Here is a 22,669-nt window from a genome sequence, read left to right as displayed (position 1 = left end):
GTTACGATTTCTTGTTCTCGTCCTCGCTTACCCAAAAATCTGGACCGATTTGATCGGACAGCCAAAAGAACAGTTCTTGATGTTCTTCTGGATGCACATCGCGTAGAGCACCTGGATTGAATATATACTGTTTATTTTGAATGAAATCTTCTCGGATAAAATCAGTCATATGGTACGGACCATATCCGTAGGAAGTATTTACGTCAGGCGGAGGATTTTCTTCCATTCGAATAGACATATGTGTTTGCGCTAAAAATGTAAACATTCGCGCAAGGGCGAGATAGCCTTCAGCGTTGCCGACGAAGTTGACGCCTGATTCATTCAAATTGATTTCCATCTTAGCATCATGGTCAAAATGCGGGTCGAACTCTAAAATATCTTCGTCGTGCTCTTCGTCATACGCATCATCATTGTATGGGTTTGTCATTGACTAGCCTCCATATTTACCTATTTGTCATTAGTATACTTGGTGTACGACGTAGATGGTCATGTTATTTTTCAGTGGTCCGTCGGCGCCCTGACTCATGCAGGAAAGCAATCCGACGAAGACCCCGCAGTGCCGGGAACGGCGCGAGGAGGCTTCGGGATTGCCTGCTGAAAGCATGGGCGCCGAAAGGACGCACTGCACAAAAAGAAGACTCAGCTACGAACTGAGTCTTCAATCCATTATCCGTTAATCACTGTACCACCGTTTACGTGAATGACTTGACCACTGACGTACGTCGAATCATCGCTTGCGAGGTAGACATAGGCCGGTGCGAGTTCGGCCGGTTGCCCCGGTCGTTTCATCTCGGAAGAGTCACCGAACGATTTCACTTTCTCCGCGTCAAACGTTGACGGGATGAGCGGCGTCCAAATCGGTCCCGGGGCGACCCCGTTGACGCGAATCTTCTTGTCCGCCAAGTTTTTGGCAAGCGAGCGAGTGAATGCCGTGATGGCACCTTTCGTCGACGCATAGTCAATTAATTGGTCGTTTCCTTCATAGGCCGTGATTGAGGTCGTATTGATGATGCTCGCGCCTTCTTTTAAGTAAGGGAGCGCCGCTTTCGTTAAGTAAAACATGCTGAAGATATTCGTGCGGAACGTCTTCTCGAGTTGATCGTCCGAAATGTCGAGGAGCGATTCCTGTGGATGCTGCTCGGCGGCGTTGTTGACGAGGATGTCGATCCGGCCGAACGTCTCGAGCGTCTCTTCGACGACTCGTTGACAGAAAGAAGATTCTCCGAGGTCGCCTTGAAGTAATAGACAGGCTTGACCTAAGTCCTCAATCCGTTCTTTCGTCGCTTCCGCGTCCTCGAGTTCGTTCTGGTCCTTATAGACGATGACGGAGTTCGCACCTTCGTGGGCGAAAAAGATGGCGACCGACTTTCCAATCCCAGAATCCCCACCGGTGATGATGGCGACCTTATCTTTTAACTTGTCACTTCCTTTATAATCTTCCCGTTCATAGATGGGGAAGGGTTCCATTTTCGAATCGATTCCCGGTTGGTGTGCCTGTTCTTGTGCCTTCTTTTTAAATGCCTCAAAATCTTTTCGACTGCCTACGGTGTTCAGACGATTATCGCGCATGTATACATTCCCCTTTCTGAATTTGACTCTTTTTGTCTATACCACACCCATTGAAAACTAATCGCTCATTCAAAAAATGGAATGAAATTGAAAAATGAACGCTTGCGAATGAATGTTCATTCATTTATGATAGAAGAGTAAACACGATGGTGATTGCGATTTTTTTTACGCGTGAAATGAATCACTATTCATTCTCATTTTAGGGGGGAACACTATGACGAGTCACATCGAACAATCAACCGACCTCCGTTTGACGAACTCAATTCGTTTTGCGGTCGTCATCGGTTCAGGAGTAATGGGGGCGGGGATTGCGGCTCACTTGGCGAACGCGGGGATTCGTTCGCTCATGCTCGACATCGTACCACGTGAATTGACAGCTAAAGAGGAAGCGAAAGGGTTGACGCTCGAGTCACCAGAAGTACGCAATCGCATCGCCTCAGAAAACCGTCAAAAACTATTGAAACAAAATCCAGCACCACTCGCGACAGCCGATCATCTCAACTTCATCGAAGTCGGGAACTTAGAAGATGACTTAGAGCGTTTGAAAGAAGCGGATTGGGTCATCGAAGTCGTCGTCGAACGTCTTGATGTGAAGCAACAACTCTTCGAGAAGATTGCACCTTACATCCGTGAAGATGCGATTCTCAGCTCGAACACGTCAGGGATCTCCATCGAAGCGATGGCAAGTGCCCTTCCGGAAGGATTGAAATCACGCTTCCTCGGGACGCACTTCTTCAATCCACCGCGCTACTTGAAGTTGCTCGAACTCATCCCGACGGAGAAGACAGCACGCCCAGTCATCGACTTCATGTCACGTTTCGCGGAAGATCGTCTTGGAAAAGGTGTCGTCGAAGCAAAAGACACACCGAACTTCATCGGGAACCGCATCGGGACGTATGGTCTTCTCGTCACGTTCGAAGAGATGCTCAAACAAAACGCTTCAATCGGAGAGATGGACTCGATCACAGGTCCACTCATCGGTCGTCCGAAATCGGCGACATTCCGCACACTCGATGTCGTCGGAATCGACACGTTCGTCCACGTGGCGGGTAACGTCTACGAGACGCTCGAAGCTGGGGAAGAGAAGGACACGTTCGACGTTCCTTCAGAAATGAAGCAACTCGTCGAAAAAGGCTGGATCGGACAAAAGGCCGGTCAAGGCTTCTATAAGAAAGAAGGCAAGGTCATCCAGGAATTGAACCTTCAGACGTTTGAGTACGAACAATTGAAAGCGATTACAGGTCCTGAGCTCGATCAAATCAAGTCACTTCCAGGCTCAAAAGCGAAGTTGAAAGGTGCCATCTTGAACAAAGGTCGCGTCGGACAATTGCTCTGGCCAATCACGGCGAAGACGCTCGCTTACTCGGCACGTCTCACTGGTGAGATTGCCGATACGATTGTTGCGATTGACGATGCGATGAAGTGGGGCTTTGGTTGGAAATTCGGACCGTTCGAGATGTGGGATGCCCTCGGTGTGGAGAAATCAGTCGAGCGTATGAAAGCGGAAGGCTATGACGTCCCGGCATGGATCGATGAGATGCTTGCTGCAGGCAACACGTCATTCTACAAGGGAGACCAGTATTACGATAAAGCGTCGAAGGCGTATGTCGAGAAGACCGTCAACCCGAAAGAATTGAAACTCAAACCGCTCGCAAAATCAAACGGCATCATCTTAGAAAACGGTGGGGCACGCCTCGTCGATATCGGCGATGACGTCGTCGCACTCGAATTCACATCACCAAACAACGCGATCGGTGTCGACATCATGCAGATGATCGAACAGTCGATCGACCGCGTCGAGCAAGACTTCAAAGGAATGGTCCTCGCCAACGACGGCAAGAACTTCTGTGTCGGTGCGAACCTTGCGATGATGCTCATGGAAGCCGAAGACGAGAACTGGTTCGAACTCGATTGGATCATCAACAAGTTCCAACAAGTCGTTCAAAAGATTCGTTATTCAAGTCGTCCGGTCGTTGCTGCACCGTACGGTATGACGCTCGGTGGTGGAACGGAAATCAGCTTACCGGCAGCCCGTATGCAAGCCGCACTTGAGACATACATGGGTCTTGTCGAAGTCGGTGTCGGCCTCATCCCTGGTGGGGGCGGAAACGTCAACACGTACCGTCGACTCCTTGAGCAGACACCAAAATCGATGCAAAATATCGAGAAGGCTGCGCAACAGACGTTCGAGAACATCGCGATGGCGAAAGTATCGAAGTCGGCATTTGATGCTAAAGCACTCGGTTACCATCGTGCGGTCGACGGCATCTCGATGAACCGCGATCACTTGACGTTCGATGCGAAACAAACGGTCCTTGAACTGGCTGACGGGTACACGGCACCGGTTCGTGAGAAGTTACCGGTCGTCGGTCAAACAGGTAAAGCGACGCTCGAACTCGCGGCGTACGAAATGTTCTACGGTGGTTATATTTCAGAGCACGATTTGAAGATTGCGAAGAAACTCGCACACGTCATCAGTGGTGGCGACTTGGCATACGGTACGCTCGTCGATGAGCAGTACTTCCTTGACATCGAACGCGAAGCTTTCTTAAGCCTCATCGGAGAGCCGAAGTCACAACAACGGATGCAACACATGCTCGTGAAAGGCAAACCACTACGGAACTGATAAAGGGGGACAATACAGATGAGGGAAGCAGTCATCGTAGCCGGCGCACGGACGCCGGTCGGAAAAGCAAAACGCGGATCGTTCCGTAACGTTCGTTCGGACGAACTCGCGGGATATGCCATCAAGGCAACGCTTGAGCGTTCAGGATATAAAGGCCCGATTGATGACGTCATCATGGGTTGTGCGATGCCAGAAGCGGAGCAAGGGATGAACATCGCTCGCTATGCGGCGGTCCGGGGGGGACTGTCGCACGAAGTTCCAGCGATCACCATCAACCGCTACTGCTCGTCAGGCCTTCAAGCCATCGCGGACGCGGCGGCCAAAATCATGATCGGTCAAGCGACGGCAATCATCGCCGGCGGTATGGAATCGATGAGCCAAGTGCCGATGGGTGGTCACGTCATCCGTCCAAACCCACATATCATGGAGACGGCACCAGAGTACTACATGAGTATGGGGCATACGGCAGAACGTGTCGCAGCTGAATACAACATCTCGCGCGAAGACCAAGATGCATTTGCCATCAACAGTCACCAAAAGGCGGCGGCAGCCATCGCTGGTGGCAAGTTCCAGGAAGAAATCGTTCCTGTGACGGTCATCGAGCACGTACTCGGTGAAGACGGGAAAGTCGCGGAAGTGGAGAAAGTCGTCAAGCATGACGAAGGTGTCCGCGCCGATTCGACAATCGAAGCGCTCGGTAAACTTCGCCCGGCTTTCAAAATTAAAGGGTCGGTCACGGCGGGTAACGCTTCACAAGTATCCGACGGAGCAGCAGCAGTTCTCGTCATGGATCGTGAAGAAGCAGAACGCCAAGGGTTGCAACCGATGGCCAAGTTCCTCTCGTTCGCGGTCGGCGGTGTCCGTCCGGAAGTGATGGGAATCGGACCAGTCGTCGCCATTCCGAAAGCACTCGAGATGGCTGGCGTGAAGTTAGAAGAAGTCGGATTGTTCGAGTTGAACGAAGCGTTCGCGAGTCAGTCACTCGGTGTCATCCGTGAACTCGGCATCGATCCATCGAAAGTGAACGTGAACGGCGGCGCCATCGCCCTCGGTCACCCACTCGGATGTACTGGAGCAAAACTCTCTGTTTCGATCTTGCATGAGATGAAACGACGCAATGAGAAGTATGGGGTTGTCACGATGTGTATCGGCGGCGGAATGGGCGCGGCTGGTGTCTTCGAATTACTTTAAGGGGGAATCGGATATGGAACGTACAGAACATGAATTGATTAAAGGCGGTAGCTTTGTCATTGACGCACTCGACGCAGAGCGTCTCTTCACACCAGAGGATTTCTCAGATGAGCATAAGATGATTGGGGACACGACGGCTGGATTCGTCGATGACCGCGTCATGCCAGTTCTCGAGCGCATCGAGAAACACGAGTTCGACCTCTCTGTCGAATTGTTGAAAGAAGCGGGCGAGCTCGGTCTTCTCGGAGCAGACGTTCCAGAAGAGTACGGCGGTTACCAACTCGATAAAATCTCATCTTCGATCATCACGGAGCGCTTCGCGAAAGCACGTTCGTTCGCACTCAGCTACGGCGCACACGTCGGGATTGGGACGCTTCCGATCGTCTTCTTCGGATCAGAAGAGCAAAAGCACAAATACTTGCCAAAACTCGCGACAGGCGAATGGATCGCGGCTTACGCCCTCACTGAGCCAGGCTCAGGGTCTGACGCCCTCGGTGCGAAAACGACAGCTGTCTTGAACGAAGCGGGCACGCACTACGTCTTGAACGGTGAGAAACAATGGATCACAAACGCTGGCTTCGCAAACGTCTTCGTCGTCTACGCGAAAATCGATGGCGACAAGTTCAGTGCCTTCATCGTCGAGCGTGACTTCAAAGGAGTCTCAACAGGCGCAGAAGAGCAGAAGATGGGAATCAAGGGCTCGTCGACACGTACGCTCATCCTTGAAGATGTCGAAGTACCAGTCGACAACCTTCTCGGTGAAGTCGGAAAAGGTCACGTCATCGCCTTCAACATCTTGAACGTCGGTCGTTACAAACTCGCAGTCGGAGCAGTCGGTTCATCAAAACGTGCGTTCGACCTCTCGGTTCAATATGCGAACGAGCGTAAACAGTTCAAGACACCGATCAGCCAATTCCCACTCATCCAAGAGAAGTTGGCGACGATGGCAGCGAACATCTATGCGATGGAAAGTTCAGTCTATCGTACGGGCGGCTTGTTCCAAGATAGCTTGGACGCACTTGGTGACGAGAACATGCGTGACGGATCAAAAGTCGCACAAGCGATCGCAGAATATGCGATCGAATGCTCACTCAACAAAGTATTCGCTTCTGAAACGTTCGACTACGTTGTCGACGAAGCCGTCCAGATTCATGGTGGATACGGATTCATGGCAGAGTATGAAGTCGAGAACCTCTACCGTGACTCGCGCATCAACCGCATCTTCGAAGGAACGAACGAAATCAACCGTTTGATCGTCCCAGGTACGCTCCTCAAGAAAGCGATGAAAGGTGAATTGCCGCTCCTCGCAGAAGCACAAAAACTTCAAAAAGAGCTCATGAGCTATATGCCACAAGAATTGGATGGCTCACCGCTCGCTCGCGAGAAGATGCTCCTTTCGAACATGAAGAAGATCAACTTGATGGTCGCAGGTACGGCTGTCCAGAAGTATCAACAAGACCTTCAAAACGAACAAGAAATCTTGGCGAAGATTGCAGACATGATCAGTGCCATCTATGCGCTTGAAGCAGCCATCGCTCGTACAGACAAAGCGATTGGACGCACAGGCGAAGAGAAGAACACGCTCAAAGTCCGCTATACAGAAATCTTTGCGGAGCAAGTATTCAAACAAGTCGAACTCATGGCGAAAGAAGTGTTGTACGCAGCGGCGTCTGGCGACGAGCAGCGTATGCTTCTCTCGGCAATGAAGAAGTTCAGCCGCTATCAGCCGATCAACGTGATCGGGACGAAGCGCGAAGTCGCAGCGAGCCTTATCAAAGCGAACAAGTTTATCGTCTAATCAAATGGACAGAAAGGGTGGACCGGACGCGGTCGACCCTTTCTTTTTTTGAGCTCTGCCACGTACAATAGAGACGAGGGGGAGAGACGATGACAAAACGAGATGTATTACTCGACCGGATGGAACGAATTGGGGAATCGGTCGCCGCACATGAAGGAACGCTTATGTTGCTTGCACTAGGTTCGATCGGACAAGAGACGGAGCGGTTGGATGAGTATTCAGACCTCGATTTCTTTTTGATTGTCGAGGATGGGCAGAAGGCGCGCTTTATCGACCGACTCGACTGGCTCGAGGTCGAACCGCTTCACTATCAGTTCCAAAACACGAGAGACGGACATAAGATCATGTATCATGACGGCATTTATGGTGAGTTCGCCGTGTTTGAACTGCACGAACTGGCGACCATCGCCTATACGCCAGGACGTGTCGTCTGGCGACGTGACGAGGCGCTTGAGGTATTTGCAACACCACATCTTGCAATCTCCCGTGAAGCAGCGGCTTATTATTTTGAAGAAGCGTTGACGAACCTATACGTCGGCTTACTACGGGAACGCCGTGGTGAGACGCTCGCCGGATTCGAACTCATTCAGGTCGCGGCCGTTCAGAACGTGTTGAAGGCGATGGGGGAACAAGGGGATCCATTCAATCCAACACGTCGGGTCGAGTCGAGACATCCAAAAATGATTTCTTTCCTGTTGTGCGGGGTATTAGGATATGGCAAGTCAGGCGTCGCGGCAGCGGCAATCTTACGTTTTATCGAAGCGAGATATGAAGTGAATGCGACGATGAAGCGAGAGATTGAACGGTTACTTGAGACGTGAATAGAATTCTCTAGATATGCTACATTGAAGAGAGAGGTGATGAATAGATGGTGACACTATATGGCTATCCACCATGCAGTACATGTAAAAAAGCAGAAAAGTGGTTGAAGGAACAAGGCATCGAGTATACATATGTCCATATCGTCGAATCGACGCCGACGAAAGAGGAACTCGCGGAATTGTGGAGACAATCAGGTCTACCGCTCAAAAAGTTCTTTAACACGAGCGGGCAAGTCTATCGGAACGAAGGGATCAAGGACAAGCTACCAAATCTATCAGAAGACGAACAACTTGAGCTATTAGTGAGCAATGGTATGCTTTTGAAGCGACCAATCGTCACAAACGGCGAAAAAACGACCGTCGGATTTTCAGAAAAGTCCTTTACGGACGTTTGGGGCTAAGTGCTATAATACAGATGTGAGTCTAATTTATTTGAGGGGGAAGTTAGGATGAGCAAAGTACCAGCAAATTTACGTTATTCAAAAGAACATGAGTGGGTAGAAGTGAACGGAACGAAAGCCCGCATCGGCATCACGGATTTCGCACAAAGCGAACTAGGGGATATCGTGTTTGTCGAACTCCCAGAAGTCGATGGTACGATTTTGCTCGACGAGCCATTCGGTTCAGTCGAATCAGTGAAGACGGTCTCTGAGTTGTATGCACCAGTATCAGGTCGCATCACGGCAGTGAACGAGGACCTCGCGGATTCTCCAGAACTCGTCAACGAGTCACCGTTTGAAAACGCATGGATGATCGAAGTCGAGTTGACGGAAGAGTCGGACCTCGACAAACTCATGTCTGCAGAAGAATACGAAGCGATGATTCAAGGATAAGTAAAACCGGCCTCTCCATTGGAGAAGCCGGCTTTTTTGTTTACTCGAAATCGAGACGGTAATGATCCGATTGGACGAGCGTCGCCCGTTCAAACACACGATAGAAGAAAATTCCGAGTGCGACCGGAATGAGTCCGAACAAGACGATGACGAGCAGGACGTTGAAGAGAGCGAATCCACCTGGCATGAGATGAAGGGCGTTCACCGGACCGATAAGTCCTGACACTCCGAACCCGGCGCTAATAGGCGTTCCCTCAATTTTTAGGATTCCTGCGAGCGCACCGAGAATCGCCGCATTCGCTAAAATAGGAAGCATCATGATGGGACGTCGGACAAAATTCGCCATCTGAATTTTCGGAGACCCGAGGAAATGGGCAATCGATGTGCCGGTCGCGTTCGCCTGCCATCCGGCGATGGCGAGACCGAATCCAGCGGCGACGACGCCAAGGTTCGCCGCACCCGCCGCAACACCGGACAAGCTGATGGCTGTTGCAATCCCGACAGTCGAGATCGGTGAGACGATTATGAGTGAGAACGCCATGGCGATCAAGATCCCCATGAGCACCGGTTGAAGGTCAGTCATCGTCATGATGAGTAGACCGATATACGTCGTGATCTGTGAGATGTACGTCAACAAGAAGGCCCCGATGCCTCCTGCAACGACAATGATGGTCATCGGCATAACTATGACCGTATACGTCTTCAAGTGGGGAGCGAGCTTCATGACAAGAAGCGTAGCAATCGCAGCGGTCACACCGGCTGTGATCACGTCACCGATGCCCGCCATCACGAACGCCCCTTCGTCGATTCGAACGGCGCCACTACCGACATACGTTGCAATCGCAATCGTTCCTGCCTCTAAAATCGATCGTCCGAACTGCATGGCGACTGCAAGACCGATTATGGCCGGGAGGAGTCGCATCGCAATCGTCGTCGCATCCAATATGAATTGAAGAGAAGGAAAATACGGAAGTATGGCTTTCGTTAATTCGCCGAGCAACGCGCTCGGGATGAGGGCAATCAGAATCGCCATGCTGAGACCGTTTAAGACGTTCATCGTGAACTGTTTCATCGTACCTGTAGCTTGTTCCGTCATCATTCATTCACCTGTCCTTCTTCTTTACTGTTATGTACAAAAGCGATAAAGTTAGAACCCATATTATTCCTCTCTCTAGAAAGAGTCAAGTGAATCATTGAAAAATTCTGAAATTTTACGAGAGCACGATTTTTGAACGGGACTCGATCGATGATTATAATGACAAGAGAGGTGAGGAAAATGATTACAGACGGATTCTTATATATATACGCCCCGATGTGTGGTACATGCGCTGTGGCAGAAAAAATGTTGACGGTTGTCGAAGCGGTCGACCCTGAAATTAAAATTGAAAAGCGCGATGCGAACTATATCCCAAAGGAACTTGAAGCTTATCAAGTGATGAGCGTCCCAGCGTTATTAAAGCTTGATAATGGCGAGGTTCGGGATCGTCTTTATGCCTTTCAGAACGTGCAACACGTCCTCTCTTTCGTGAAGTGAGAGAGGAACATTAGAATAATCTGAAAATTTTAAATAATCAGTTGACACAGAAAGTTCACGAATGGTATATTCATTACAACATCTTACTTGAACACAAAATAGGACGCGATTTTCCCGATATCAAGACGTTTTGGCGAAGCCGCTGCTACCTTTATACGAATACACGTCAGTCTTCCCTTCGATTGTCCCCCAAAAAAATCAAGCGAAGATAGATGTTCCGTATAATCGCACGGTCCAAGTCAAGATCGAGTGATGATTGGTGAATCTCCCCCATGTAAGGATGTAAATCTTGAACGGGCAAAAGATTTACATCTATGGGCTGTCCTTCCGTGACTCAAGGTGCTACGTTCTGTGTCGTCCTCGGACGGCACCTTTTTTTATTTTTTTGAAAAAAGGGTTTGACAGCAGAAAAAGCTGTCGCTATGATAAAGCTAATCGAATACACAACACTCTTATCAAGAGAGGCTGAGGGACTGGCCCTATGACGCCCAGCAACCGCGGAGCAATCCGAAATGGTGCTAATTCCAGCAAGGTGAGAAACCTTGACAGATGAGAGCAATCGTTGTCCGTACGATAAAGTGCGCACGTTTGCTCAAACGTGCGCGCTTTTTTGTTGTCAGGAGGGAAAGGTATTGATTCAATTACGAAACGTCGCCAAATGGTTCGATACGAAAAATGGTCGTGTCCAGGCGGTCGATGATGTATCACTAACGATTGATCGCGGTGAAATTTTTGGAATAATCGGATATTCGGGGGCGGGAAAATCGACGCTCATCCGATTACTCAACCGTCTCGAGTCACCGTCAAGCGGTGAAATCGAGGTCGCCGGGAGTGAGCTCACGAAGCTTAGCCCGAAAGAACTACGAGGAGTTCGCAAGAACGTCTCGATGGTTTTCCAGCACTTTAACCTTCTGTGGTCGCGCACGGTCGCAGAAAACATTAGTTTCCCACTCGAACTGATCGGGGTACCGGCAAGTGAGCGGAAACGACGCGTCCAGGAACTCGTCGAGCTCGTTGGCTTGGCTGGTCGCGAGGATAGCTATCCATCGCAATTATCGGGCGGTCAAAAACAGCGAGTCGGGATTGCCCGCGCGCTCGCTACGAATCCAGAGGTTCTCCTCTGTGACGAAGCGACAAGCGCGCTCGACCCGAAGACGACGGATTCGATTCTCGAACTGCTCGTCAGCATCAATAAGAAGCTCGGATTGACGATTGTCCTCATCACACATGAGATGCACGTCATCCAAAAAATCTGTCACCGCGTCGCCGTGATGGAAGCCGGAAAAGTCGTCGAGACGGGTCAAGTCTCTGACGTGTTCCAACATCCGGAACAACCGATCACGAAAGAATTCGTTAAACAAATCGGAGCGGTGGATGACATGTCGCTTACGTTCGAACACTTAAAAGAACGGTATCCGAGCGGTCAAATCGTCAAATTGAAATTCTTGAACGAGACGGCAGAACAACCAATTTTGTCTGACGTCCTCAAAACGCATGACATCGGATTCAACATCATCGGCGGAAACGTGACCCAGTCACAGGTAGGTGCGCTCGGTACGCTATTCATCCAACTGATTGGGGAAGCAAGTGAAATCGAACGTGCCATCACGTCGATTCGTTCGCAATCCGTAGAAGTGGAGGTGGAAAGCGATGTTTCCTAACGTAGACTGGCAAATCATGATGGAACAGACCTGGGAGACACTCTATATGACGCTCGTCGCAGGTGTGGCGACGTTTGTGATCGGACTCGCTTTAGGGTTGATTCTCTATATTACAAACGAATCACTTTTATTGAAGAATCGTCCGATTTACGTTTTTGTCAGCGCGGTCGTCAACGTGTTCCGTTCGATCCCGTTCATCATTTTAATTATCTTACTCATCCCATTTACGTTGTTCCTACTCGGTACGATGCTCGGTTCGACGGCGGCGCTTCCAGCGCTCATCATTGGAGCGGCACCGTTTTACGCCCGTATGGTCGAACTTGCGCTTCGTGAAGTCGACCGTGGGGTCATCGAGGCGGCCGAGTCAATGGGAGCGACGAAATGGCAGATCATCTATAAAGTCTTGATTCCGGAAGCTCTTCCGGCAATCGTGTCGGGACTCACGGTGACAATCGTGGCAATCGTCGGTTATACGGCGATGGCGGGAGTTGTCGGCGGTGGTGGACTCGGGAACTTGGCCTTCTTAGAAGGATTCCAACGTTCACAAAACGACGTCACGTTCGTGGCGACGGTGTTCATCTTGATCATCGTGTTCGTCATCCAATTTATCGGTGACCGACTTGTCACGAAGATTGATAAACGTTCAGCATAATTACACATATACCATTTGGAGGGATTCATAATGAAAACTTGGAAAACAGTACTCGGATTGACGGCATTATCAGCATTCACAGTTCTCGCGGCTTGCGGCGGGGAAGAGGCAGAAACAGGTTCTGGCGATGACAAAACATTGATCGTCGGTGCGTCAAACGTACCGCACGCTGAGATTTTAGAGCACGTACAAGAAGAATATGAAGCAAAAGGATACAAGCTTGAAATCAAGAAGTTCCAAGACTATGTGCTTCCGAACAAAACGCTTGCGAGCGGGGAACTCGATGCGAACTACTTCCAACACGAGCCATACCTCAAGTCACAAATGGCTGAGAACAAGGACTACAAATTCGCATCAGCAGGTGGCGTGCACATCGAGCCGATTGGTGTCTACTCACAAAAATACAAATCGCTCGACGAACTTCCTAAAGGGGCAGAAATCATCATGAGCTCATCAGTGGCTGACCACGGACGCATCCTCACGATGCTTCAATCAGAGGGTCTCATCACACTTGCGGAAGGTAAAACAGTCGATGCGACAGTCGCTGACATCGTCGACAACCCGAAAGACTTGAAGTTCAAAACAGATGTGGAAGCAGCACTTCTTCCGACGGCATTCAAGAACGGAGAAGGTGATGCGGTCCTCATCAACACGAACTATGCAATCGATGCAGGTCTCAACCCACTTGAAGATGCGATTGCACTCGAAGGAGAAGATTCACCATACGTCAACTTGATCGTTACACGTGAAGGGGACGAAGACGACGAGCGCGTCAAAGCACTCCTCGAAGTATTGACGTCTGAAGAGACACAACAGTGGATCTTGGATGAATACAAAGGTGCGGTCGTACCGGTCAAACAATAAGTCATCTCGACCCTGGAGACTTCCTCCTGGGTCTTTTTTTGTCTAGTGTTCTTTCATAAAGAGAAGTACACTACATATATGAAAGAAAAGGGGGGATTTGGATGAAGCTCAGACAGATTCATCCACTGACGTGGGGCGTCCTTTTTGGGACGTTTTTTGCACGACTGGCGACGTTTTTTGTCATGCCATTTTTTGCGATCTATCTGGCCACGCTCGGCTTTTCAGCGAGTGTGATCGGAACGATCTTTGCCGTGACGGCACTTTCAGGTCTGTTCATGAGTTTCTTCGGGGGAACACTCTCTGACCGGTATGGGCGGAAACAGCTCATGTTGATCGGGATCGTGCTCAATGCCGTCACCTTCGCAGGACTTGCGCTTGCGACGGAACTGTTTTGGTTTTACATGCTATCGATATTGATGGGGATGTCACGGTCTTTCTTAGAACCGGCTTCACGTGCGCTCATCAGTGACACGACGCAGGCAGACCAACGGGTCATCGTCTATAACGTCCGTTACTTTATGATCAATATCGCCGCGGCTATCGGTCCACTCTTGGCGGTCGTTTTGTCACTCACCGGTGTAAAGACCGCGTTCTTCGTTGTGACGGCTGTCTACATATTATATGGAATCATTATATCCATCTTATTTTATAAGTATCCGTTTGAAGAAGGAGATGGGGTCAAAGTACGCCCGCGCTTGACGGAGACGTTTCGGGTCCTGCGGGACGACCGGACGTTTCGGGCGGTCATTATTGGGATGATCTTTGCGATTATCGGCTACAGTCAGTTCAATTCGACGCTCCCGCAATTCATCGCGTTACGCGACGGACTTGAGGATGGTTCGAGATTGTTCGCCTATTTATTGACGACAAACGCCATCACGGTCCTCGTCGTCCAATATCCGATCATGCGTTTCGGGATTCGAGTCTCCCCGATCAAGTCACTTTTCTTCGGCATTTCGACGTTGTCATTTGGACTTTTGCTCATCGGATTTGCGACGGTGGAGTGGGTACTCTTTGTCGCAATGGCCATCTTTACGGTCGGAGAAGTACTGATGTTCACGATGACGGACGTTTTGACAGATGAACTCGCGCCAGAACATTTACGGGGGACGTATTTCGGGGCGATGGGATTAACGTCACTCGGACAGACAATCGGACCGATTATCGGGGGTGTATTACTCGATACATTCGGCCAGTCTTCGCTTCCTGTATTCGGAAGTTTGGCAATTTTGACGGGGTGCGGTGCCTTCTTCTTTGCGGCTGCCGTACGGGAGCGGAAAGCCGTCCTCGCAATCATTGAAGAGAATGCCGGATAATGTCTTGATTTCCTACTATTAGCATTCTCAACTTTTATCATTCTATTGAGAATGAATTCTAAGGTGAGTCGCTTGAAATAAAAAAATGACTAGTCTAAGATTAGAATATATCTAATCTACGCCATTCACTATGGCGAGAAAATACGGAAGGGGTATCCGAATGTCTAACGTACCACAAATGAAAATTGATGACCTCCGCGTCTCAATCGAAGGAAAAGAGATTGTCAAAGGTCTTAACCTAGAAATTAAAGGTGGCGAAATTCATGCCATCATGGGTCCGAACGGGACTGGTAAATCAACACTCGCATCAGCACTCATGGGTCATCCACTTTATGAGGTCACTGGGGGAAGCGTCGAATTAAACGGCGAAGATGTCCTCGAAATGGAAGTCGACGAGCGCGCACAAGCAGGGATGTTCCTTGCGATGCAATACCCGGCTGAAATCAGTGGCGTGACAAACGCGGACTTCTTGCGTTCAGCAATCAACGCACGTCGTGAAGAAGGTCAAGAAATCTCGCTCATGAAGTTCATCCGTGAACTCGATGCGAAGATGGAACTTCTCGAAATCCCTTCAGAAATGGCACACCGTTATTTAAACGAAGGATTCTCAGGCGGTGAGAAGAAACGTAACGAAATTCTTCAAATGATGATGATTCAACCGAACATCGCCATCTTGGATGAAATCGACTCAGGTCTTGATATCGATGCCCTTAAAGTCGTTGCCAAAGGCGTAAACGAAATGCGTTCAGAAGAGTTTGGCTGCTTGATTATCACGCACTACCAACGTCTCCTCAACTATATCGAACCAGACTTCGTACACATCATGATGGAAGGTAAAATCGTCATGTCTGGTGGCAAAGAGCTCGCACAGCGACTCGAAGCAGAAGGTTACGACTGGGTGAAGCAAGAACTCGGAATGACAGTAGACACAGAAGCGTAAGGAGGCTGTACGATGACCGTACAATTTGAATTGGATGCACAAGCGTTGTCGGCACGTGCAGAAGCGCTCGGCGGACCAGCATGGATGGTCAACCGTCGTAAAGAGGCAGCAGAACTTGCGCCGACACTTGCTTTGCCAAAAGTTGAAAAGATTAAGATTGATAAATGGGACTTTACAGCAGGAGATGTCGAGCTCGAACAAAAAGACGGTTTGACAGCAGATATCGAATCACTCCTCGGAGACCACCGGACAAACGTGCTCGTTGAACGCAACGGTCATGTCGTCTACAACGAATTATCGATGCCAGAAGGCGTCTTGTTCATGGGAATCAAAGAAGCGATGGAGCAACATCCAGAGCTCGTTGAGAAATACTTCATGACTGAAGGCGTACGTGTCGATGAAGAGCGTCTTTCGGCGTTGAATGCTGCCCTCACAAACGGTGGTGCATTCATCTATGTACCGAAAAACACGCAATTGAAAGATCCGCTTCAAGCCATCTTCACGATGGAACAGGCGAACGGTGCCCTCTATCACCACACGATTCTCGTCGCAGACGAAGGCAGTGAAGTGACATACATCGAAAACTTCCTTTCTGGCACGAACGAACCGCACACGGTCAACGTCGTGACGGAAGTATTCGCTGGAGAGAACGCGAAAGTCGTCTTCGGTGGTGTCGATCAGCTCGCTGAATCAGCACTTACGTTCATGAACCGTCGCGGTGTCGTCTATGCGAACGGTCGCCTCGATTGGGCGCTCGGTCACATGAACGACGGGAACTCGGTCGTCGAGACGAAGACTCACCTCGTCGGCGACAACACGTATTCAGATACAAAAGCTGTGACAATCGGTCGCGGTGCACAGAAACAAAACTTCAACATCCGTACCGACCACTTCGGGAAAGCATCTGAAGGGTTCATCTTGATTCACGGTGTCCAAAAAGACGCAGCCACTGCAATCTTCAGCGGGACATCGATGATTCACCACGGTGCGTCAAAATCGAACGGTGTTCAAACAGAGCGCGTCTTGATGCTCTCTGAAAAAGCACGTGGGGATGCCAACCCGATTCTTCTCATCGATGAAGATGATGTTATGGCAGGTCACGCAGCATCGGTCGGTCGTGTCGATGATGTTCAATTGTACTACTTGATGAGCCGTGGATTGTCTCGCCAAGAGGCAGAGCGTTTAATCATCCATGGATTCTTGACGCCTGTCGTCGAAGAACTCGCAATCGATTCGGTCAAAGACCGTCTCCGCGAAGTCATCGAAGGGAAAGTACGTTAAGATGTTGAACGCCTCGATTCGTGAACAGTTTCCGATTTTAGATCAGGAAATCAATGGACACCCGCTCGTTTATCTTGATAGCGCGGCGAGCTCACAAAAGCCGCTCGCTGTCATCGAGGCGATCGAGGACTATTATCGTCGCAACCATTCGAACGTGCATCGTGGCGTCCATACGCTCGGGACGCAAGCGACGGATGCGTATGAAGGAGCGCGCGAACGCGTCCGCTCATTCATCCATGCGGCGGTTCCTGAAGAAATCATTTTCACTCGTGGGACGACGACGGCCATCAACTTGGTCGCATCGAGCTACGGGGATGCGAATGTCGGTGAAGGCGACGAAATCGTCCTCACTCCGATGGAACACCATGCGAACTTGATTCCGTGGCAACAACTCGCCAAACGTAAAGGCGCGACGCTTCGATACGTCGAACTCACGCCGGATGGACGTGTCACACTCGATGCCGTTCAAGCGGTGTTATCAGACCGGACGAAGATCGTCGCGATGAGTCACGTCTCAAACGTACTCGGTACGATTAACCCGATTGCCGAAGTCGCGCGACTCGCGCATGAAAAAGGTGCCGTCATGGTCGTCGATGCCGCACAAAGTGCACCGCATCGTAAACTTGACGTCCAAGCACTCGATTGTGACTTCCTTGCCTTTTCTGGACATAAGATGCTCGGACCGACTGGAATCGGTGTCTTATACGGGAAGAAACAACTTCTTAAAAACATGGAGCCGGTGGAATTTGGTGGCGAGATGATCGACTATGTCGATTTGTATGAATCGACGTGGAAGGACATCCCGTACCGTTTCGAAGCTGGGACACCGATTATCGCCGGAGCGGTCGGACTTGCGGCTGCCATCGACTTTTTAGAAGAAATCGGTCTTGAGAACGTCGAAGCACACGAACGTGAACTCGCGTCTTACGCGATTGAACAGATGAAAACGATTGAAGGGATCGAGATTTACGGTCCTGAAGATCGCGTTGGTCTCGTCACGTTCAACTTGAAGGACGTGCACGCGCACGACCTCGCGACCGTTCTCGATATGCAAGGCATCGCGGTTCGTGCCGGTCATCACTGTGCACAACCACTCATGCGTCTTTTGAAGCAATCATCGACGGCACGGGCGAGCTTCTATTTGTACAACACAAAAGAAGAAGTCGACCGCTTCATCGAGGGATTACGTCAAACGAAGGAGTATTTCAATTATGAGTTTTAATAATCTCGACATGTTGTACCGCCAGGTCATCATGGATCACTATAAAAACCCAAGAAACCGCGGCGTCATCGAAGATGGCGTGACGGTGGACTTGAACAACCCGACGTGTGGGGACTCGCTTCGTCTTCAACTACAAGTCGAAGACGACATCGTTAAAGATGCGAAGTTCGAAGGGGAAGGCTGCTCGATCAGTCTCGCCTCGGCATCGATGATGACCCAGATCGTCAAAGGAAAAACAGTAGAAGAGGCGCTTCAACTCGCCAACATCTTCTCTGAAATGGTTCAAGGAAAAGAGTACGACACGGATACGTTTGACCTCGGTGATATCGAGGCGCTCTCAGGCGTATCGAAATTCCCGGCTCGAATCAAGTGTGCCACGCTCGCGTGGAAAGCGCTTGAAAAAGGAGTAGACGAGGACGCGTAAGGAGAAGGAGGAGACCGATATGGCAAAGAATATGCCGGAAATTGGCGATTATAAATACGGCTTCCATGATCGGGACGTTTCGATTTTCCGTTCAGGCCGCGGCTTGACGACAGAAATCGTAGAGACGATCTCGCGTATGAAAGAAGAGCCACAATGGATGCTCGACTTCCGTTTGAAGTCGTTGGATCACTTCAACAAGATGGCGATGCCGACATGGGGCGGAGACCTCTCGGCACTTGATTTCGACGAAATCACGTACTATGTCAAACCATCTGAAAAGACAGAACGCTCATGGGACGAAGTACCAGAAGAAATCAAGTTGACGTTTGATAAGCTCGGTATCCCAGAAGCAGAGCAAAAATACTTGGCAGGTGTCTCGGCTCAGTATGAGTCTGAGGTTGTCTACCACAGCATGCAAGAAGACTTCGAAGAAAAAGGTGTCATCTTCAAAGATACCGACACAGCACTCAAAGAAGACGAAGAGATCTTTAAAGAGTACTTCGGGAAGTTGATCCCGCCGACGGACAACAAGTTCGCGGCTCTCAACTCTGCTGTTTGGTCGGGTGGCTCGTTCATCTACGTACCAAAAGGCGTGAAACTCGAGCAACCGCTCCAAGCCTACTTCCGTATCAACTCGGAAAACATGGGGCAGTTCGAGCGTACGCTCATCATCGTCGACGAAGGCGCATCGGTTCATTACGTCGAAGGATGTACGGCACCGGTCTATACAACGAACTCGCTTCATTCAGCGGTCGTTGAGATTTTCGTCAACAAAGATGCATACTGCCGTTACACGACAATCCAAAACTGGGCGAACAACGTCTACAACTTGGTAACGAAACGTGCAGTCTGTGAAGCGGGTGGATCAATGGAGTGGATCGATGGAAACATCGGCTCGAAGCTCACGATGAAATACCCGGCTGTCATCTTGAAAGGGGAAGGCGCACGCGGGATGACACTCTCAATCGCCCTCGCTGGTAAAGGACAGCACCAAGACGCTGGCGCGAAAATGATTCACCTCGCACCAAACACGTCGTCGTCTATCGTCTCGAAATCGATTTCGAAACAAGGCGGAAAAGTATCGTACCGTGGAATCGTCCACTTCGGCCGTAAGGCGAAGGGCGCGCGCTCGAACATCGAGTGTGACACGCTCATCATGGACAACGAGTCAACGTCAGATACAATCCCGTACAACGAAATCTTGAACGACCAAGTGTCACTCGAGCACGAAGCGAAAGTCTCAAAAGTGTCAGAAGAGCAACTCTTCTACCTCATGAGCCGTGGAATCTCGGAAGAAGAAGCGACAGAAATGATCGTAATGGGCTTCATCGAGCCATTCACAAAAGAATTGCCAATGGAATATGCGGTCGAAATGAACCGTCTCATCAAATTCGAGATGGAAGGTTCGATTGGATAATTGCTTGAATAACGGACTCCCTGTAAAAAGGGGTCTGTTTTTTTTGTTATGTCCATGCCGTATGTAGGGTATGCTAAATAAGAGAATGATTCATGGAAAGGAAGGATCTACATGACACGTATTCCGCATAAAGATGATATTGACCCGAAAGATATCACTCGCATCGCCGTCATCGGTGCGGGGTGGGTCGGAGTCAGTTTTGCTTATCAATTATCGACAGCAGCCCTTTGCGAGGAGCTCGTCCTGATCGACTCGAATCATGCCAAAGCAGAAGGGGAGGCAATGGACCTGAATCATGGGATCTCGTTCGCCCCGACACCGGTCCGAATCTGGGCAGGGGATTACTCGGATTGTAAAGACGCAGACATCGTCGTCATCACGGCAGGAGCTGCACAAAAACTCGGCCAAACACGGATGGACCTCGTCGAGCAAAACGCGAAAGTCGTCCGCACCGTGACACAAGACTTGATGAAGAGTGGATTTGACGGCATCTTAGTCGTCGCGACGAACCCGGTCGATGTCATGGCACACGTCGCTTGGAAAGCATCGGGTCTACCGAAAGAACGTGTCATCGGGTCAGGGACCGTCCTCGATACGGCGCGACTCCGTTACAAGCTCGGAGACTATTTCGAACTGTCGCCACGAAACTGCCACGCTTATTATATGGGGGAACATGGCGATACTGGATTTGTCGCATGGAACAACGCGCGCATCTATGGAAAGAGTATCGATGAACTGTTGGCAGAGAACGAAAAGTATCAGTTTGAGGACTTGGAATCCATCTATACAGATGTACGCGACGCTGCTTACCAAATTATCGAGTATAAGAGTGCCGCTTATTATGCGATCGGGGTCGGCTTGCTACGTATCATCCGGGCCATCGTTCGAAATGAAAATTCCGTCGTCACGATTGGAGCTCATTTAGAAGGCGAGTACGGGGCGAGTGACGTGCATATCGGTGTACCGGCCTTGATTGACCGGAGCGGCATCCGCAAGATTATCGAGATTGAATTGACGGACGAAGAACAACAGAAGTTTGATGCCTCCGTACAAGCCATCAAAGCTGGAATCGAGAAAGTTGAACCGGCATCCTAAAAAAGATCCGACTGCGTGAGCAGTCGGATTGTTGGTTAAGACGCCTCTTCCTCGGCGATATCTTTCTTATAGTACTTCTCGGACGTGAAGAATTCGGTCGTCAATCGTTTCACTTCACCACTTAGAAGCAAGACGGCAATCATGTTCGGGATAAGAATCATCGCGAGCATCAAGTCAAGGAAGTTCCAAATCATTTGGGCGCCTCCAATTGAACCGATGACGATCGAGCCGATATAGACGGCTTTCATGATTTTTCCTGCCGTCAAACCGAACAAGTACTCGGCCTGACGTGAGCCGTAAAAGATGATGACGATGATGGTCGATAGCACAAAGAAAATGAGCGAGACGGTGACGAGTAGGCTTCCTGTGTAACCGAAGTATTCATTGAAAGCGATCGTCGTTAAGGCCGCTGGGTCTTCCATCGCACCGTCTGCAGTCCAGACACCTGAAGATAAGACGACGAAGGCAGTCGTGCTACAAATGATGAGCGTATCGATGACGATGCCGATGACGGCCCAGAACCCTTGACGTACCGGATGATCCGTCTGTGCAGCGGCATGGGCGATCGGCGCTGTTCCAAGACCCGCTTCGTTCGAATAGAGTCCACGGGCAAACCCCCAACGAATCGTTTCGGCAACGGCGGCTCCGGCAAATCCACCAAACGCGGCCATCGGTTCGAACGCGTACGAGAAGATGAGACTGAGAACGTTTGGAATCTCAGAGATGTTCATCAAGACGATGACGAGTCCGGCTCCGACATAGACGAGTGCCATGCCGGGAACGACAACCTCGGTCACTTTCGCGATGCGCTTCAGTCCACCGAAAACGATAATACCGACAAGAATGGCGACGACAATCCCGGTGATGAGCGTGTTCCCATTGAACGTCTCGCGGACTGCCGAGCTGACAGCGTTCCCTTGTACCATGATACTCGGGATGAGTTCGATCATGAGGGCGAAGGCGAACCAAGTCGCAAGCCATTTCCAACGAAGTCCTTTTGAAATGTAGTAGACAGGTCCCCCGACGAATTCGCCGGCGTCATTCTTCTCACGATAGTGAACGGCCAGGACGCTCTCTGAGAACTTAATGGCCATGCCGATGATGGCGATGACCCACATCCAGAAGATGGCACCCGGTCCCCCGAACATGATCGCTGCAGGTACACCGATGATGTTCGCGGCCCCGACTGTTGAAGAGAGCGCTGACGTTAAGGCTTGTCTAGGGCTTATATCGCCTTCACCTTTTGGCTTTTTAAAGATGCTACCGAACGTTTGCTTAAATATGTAGATGGGATAACGAAACTGAAAGAAACCGAGCTTGATGGTGAGAAACACACCGGATAAGACGAGTAACGAGATGATTGGCACACCCCAAAGCCAGTCGGAGACCTTCGTGACAAGATTAATAACATCATTCATATAACCA

General features: G+C 50.1%; 21 protein-coding genes and 1 riboswitch. Of the genes, 17 read left to right on the top strand and 4 right to left on the bottom strand.

What is annotated here, in order from left to right:
• Nucleotide 1 precedes the first annotated feature (1 nt).
• Both KNO66_RS06760 and KNO66_RS06755 read right to left on the bottom strand, forming a co-directional pair.
• Nucleotides 2–427 carry a hypothetical protein gene (locus tag KNO66_RS06760; RefSeq protein WP_214741573.1) on the bottom strand — a complete coding sequence of 142 codons (426 nt, stop codon included), beginning with the start codon at nt 425–427 and terminating at the stop codon, nt 2–4.
• Nucleotides 428–666: 239 nt separating this feature from the next.
• Nucleotides 667–1,569 (bottom strand): SDR family oxidoreductase, encoded by a 903-nt coding sequence (locus tag KNO66_RS06755; protein ID WP_214741571.1) that lies wholly within the window; start codon nt 1,567–1,569, stop codon nt 667–669.
• Nucleotides 1,570–1,783: 214 nt separating this feature from the next.
• On the opposite strand from KNO66_RS06755, the gene KNO66_RS06750 reads away from it, so the two are divergent.
• From KNO66_RS06750 to gcvH, 6 genes are all read left to right on the top strand, one after another.
• Nucleotides 1,784–4,195: a 3-hydroxyacyl-CoA dehydrogenase/enoyl-CoA hydratase family protein gene (locus KNO66_RS06750; protein WP_214741569.1), complete on the top strand. Its 2,412-nt coding sequence runs from the start codon at nt 1,784–1,786 to the stop codon at nt 4,193–4,195.
• Between the two features lie 18 nt (nt 4,196–4,213).
• Nucleotides 4,214–5,386, top strand: a complete 1,173-nt coding sequence (locus KNO66_RS06745) for an acetyl-CoA C-acetyltransferase (RefSeq protein WP_012726865.1) — start codon at nt 4,214–4,216, stop codon at nt 5,384–5,386.
• Between the two features lie 13 nt (nt 5,387–5,399).
• Nucleotides 5,400–7,184: an acyl-CoA dehydrogenase family protein gene (locus KNO66_RS06740; protein WP_214741567.1), complete on the top strand. Its 1,785-nt coding sequence runs from the start codon at nt 5,400–5,402 to the stop codon at nt 7,182–7,184.
• Between the two features lie 89 nt (nt 7,185–7,273).
• The gene (locus KNO66_RS06735; protein WP_214741565.1) at nt 7,274–8,005 is read left to right on the top strand and encodes a hypothetical protein; all 732 of its coding nucleotides are present in this window, start codon (nt 7,274–7,276) and stop codon (nt 8,003–8,005) included.
• Between the two features lie 47 nt (nt 8,006–8,052).
• Nucleotides 8,053–8,406 carry an arsenate reductase family protein gene (locus KNO66_RS06730; protein ID WP_214741563.1) on the top strand — a complete coding sequence of 118 codons (354 nt, stop codon included), beginning with the start codon at nt 8,053–8,055 and terminating at the stop codon, nt 8,404–8,406.
• A 48-nt stretch (nt 8,407–8,454) separates the two neighbouring features.
• Nucleotides 8,455–8,838 (top strand): glycine cleavage system protein GcvH, encoded by a 384-nt coding sequence (gene gcvH, locus KNO66_RS06725; protein WP_012726861.1) that lies wholly within the window; start codon nt 8,455–8,457, stop codon nt 8,836–8,838.
• Nucleotides 8,839–8,878: 40 nt separating this feature from the next.
• On the opposite strand, the gene KNO66_RS06720 is transcribed toward gcvH, so the two are convergent.
• On the bottom strand, nt 8,879–9,934 hold the full coding sequence (locus KNO66_RS06720) for a PTS sugar transporter subunit IIC (RefSeq protein WP_251127311.1): 1,056 nt from the start codon (nt 9,932–9,934) through the stop codon (nt 8,879–8,881).
• A gap of 150 nt (nt 9,935–10,084) precedes the next feature.
• On the opposite strand from KNO66_RS06720, the gene KNO66_RS06715 reads away from it, so the two are divergent.
• The 11 genes from KNO66_RS06715 to KNO66_RS06665 all read left to right on the top strand — a co-directional run bounded on the left by KNO66_RS06715 (nt 10,085) and on the right by KNO66_RS06665 (nt 21,244).
• Nucleotides 10,085–10,372 carry a thioredoxin family protein gene (locus KNO66_RS06715; RefSeq protein WP_353048541.1) on the top strand — a complete coding sequence of 96 codons (288 nt, stop codon included), beginning with the start codon at nt 10,085–10,087 and terminating at the stop codon, nt 10,370–10,372.
• A gap of 449 nt (nt 10,373–10,821) precedes the next feature.
• A riboswitch (SAM riboswitch) is annotated at nt 10,822–10,928 on the top strand.
• Nucleotides 10,929–11,004: 76 nt separating this feature from the next.
• Nucleotides 11,005–12,033 (top strand): methionine ABC transporter ATP-binding protein, encoded by a 1,029-nt coding sequence (locus KNO66_RS06710; RefSeq protein WP_214741558.1) that lies wholly within the window; start codon nt 11,005–11,007, stop codon nt 12,031–12,033.
• Entirely contained in the window at nt 12,023–12,685 is a 663-nt protein-coding gene (locus KNO66_RS06705; protein ID WP_214741556.1) for a methionine ABC transporter permease, read from the top strand. The genes KNO66_RS06710 and KNO66_RS06705 overlap by 11 nt, the downstream gene beginning before the upstream one ends.
• Before the next feature lie 30 nt (nt 12,686–12,715).
• Entirely contained in the window at nt 12,716–13,549 is an 834-nt protein-coding gene (locus KNO66_RS06700) for a MetQ/NlpA family ABC transporter substrate-binding protein (protein ID WP_214741553.1), read from the top strand.
• Between the two features lie 101 nt (nt 13,550–13,650).
• Nucleotides 13,651–14,865: an MDR family MFS transporter gene (locus tag KNO66_RS06695; RefSeq protein ID WP_214741551.1), complete on the top strand. Its 1,215-nt coding sequence runs from the start codon at nt 13,651–13,653 to the stop codon at nt 14,863–14,865.
• A 178-nt stretch (nt 14,866–15,043) separates the two neighbouring features.
• On the top strand, nt 15,044–15,805 hold the full coding sequence (gene sufC / locus KNO66_RS06690) for a Fe-S cluster assembly ATPase SufC (protein ID WP_214742399.1): 762 nt from the start codon (nt 15,044–15,046) through the stop codon (nt 15,803–15,805).
• Between the two features lie 12 nt (nt 15,806–15,817).
• Nucleotides 15,818–17,086: a Fe-S cluster assembly protein SufD gene (gene sufD, locus KNO66_RS06685; RefSeq protein WP_074036358.1), complete on the top strand. Its 1,269-nt coding sequence runs from the start codon at nt 15,818–15,820 to the stop codon at nt 17,084–17,086.
• 1 nt (nt 17,087) lies between these two features.
• Nucleotides 17,088–18,308 (top strand): cysteine desulfurase, encoded by a 1,221-nt coding sequence (locus KNO66_RS06680; RefSeq protein WP_031422927.1) that lies wholly within the window; start codon nt 17,088–17,090, stop codon nt 18,306–18,308.
• A complete protein-coding gene (gene sufU / locus KNO66_RS06675) occupies nt 18,298–18,732 on the top strand; it encodes a Fe-S cluster assembly sulfur transfer protein SufU (RefSeq protein WP_026825487.1) in 435 nt (144 codons plus the stop codon). The genes KNO66_RS06680 and sufU overlap by 11 nt, the downstream gene beginning before the upstream one ends.
• Before the next feature lie 19 nt (nt 18,733–18,751).
• Nucleotides 18,752–20,149, top strand: a complete 1,398-nt coding sequence (gene sufB / locus KNO66_RS06670; protein ID WP_214741549.1) for a Fe-S cluster assembly protein SufB — start codon at nt 18,752–18,754, stop codon at nt 20,147–20,149.
• 111 nt (nt 20,150–20,260) lie between these two features.
• Nucleotides 20,261–21,244, top strand: coding sequence for an L-lactate dehydrogenase (locus KNO66_RS06665; RefSeq protein ID WP_214741547.1), 984 nt, complete (start codon nt 20,261–20,263; stop codon nt 21,242–21,244).
• Between the two features lie 35 nt (nt 21,245–21,279).
• On the opposite strand, the gene KNO66_RS06660 is transcribed toward KNO66_RS06665, so the two are convergent.
• Nucleotides 21,280–22,662: an alanine/glycine:cation symporter family protein gene (locus KNO66_RS06660; protein ID WP_214741546.1), complete on the bottom strand. Its 1,383-nt coding sequence runs from the start codon at nt 22,660–22,662 to the stop codon at nt 21,280–21,282.
• Nucleotides 22,663–22,669: the final 7 nt, after the last annotated feature.

Origin of the sequence: Exiguobacterium sp. s48 (assembly GCF_018617395.1) — a bacterium.
Classification (GTDB): domain Bacteria; phylum Bacillota; class Bacilli; order Exiguobacteriales; family Exiguobacteriaceae; genus Exiguobacterium.
This window is presented reverse-complemented; position numbering and strand designations above follow the sequence as displayed.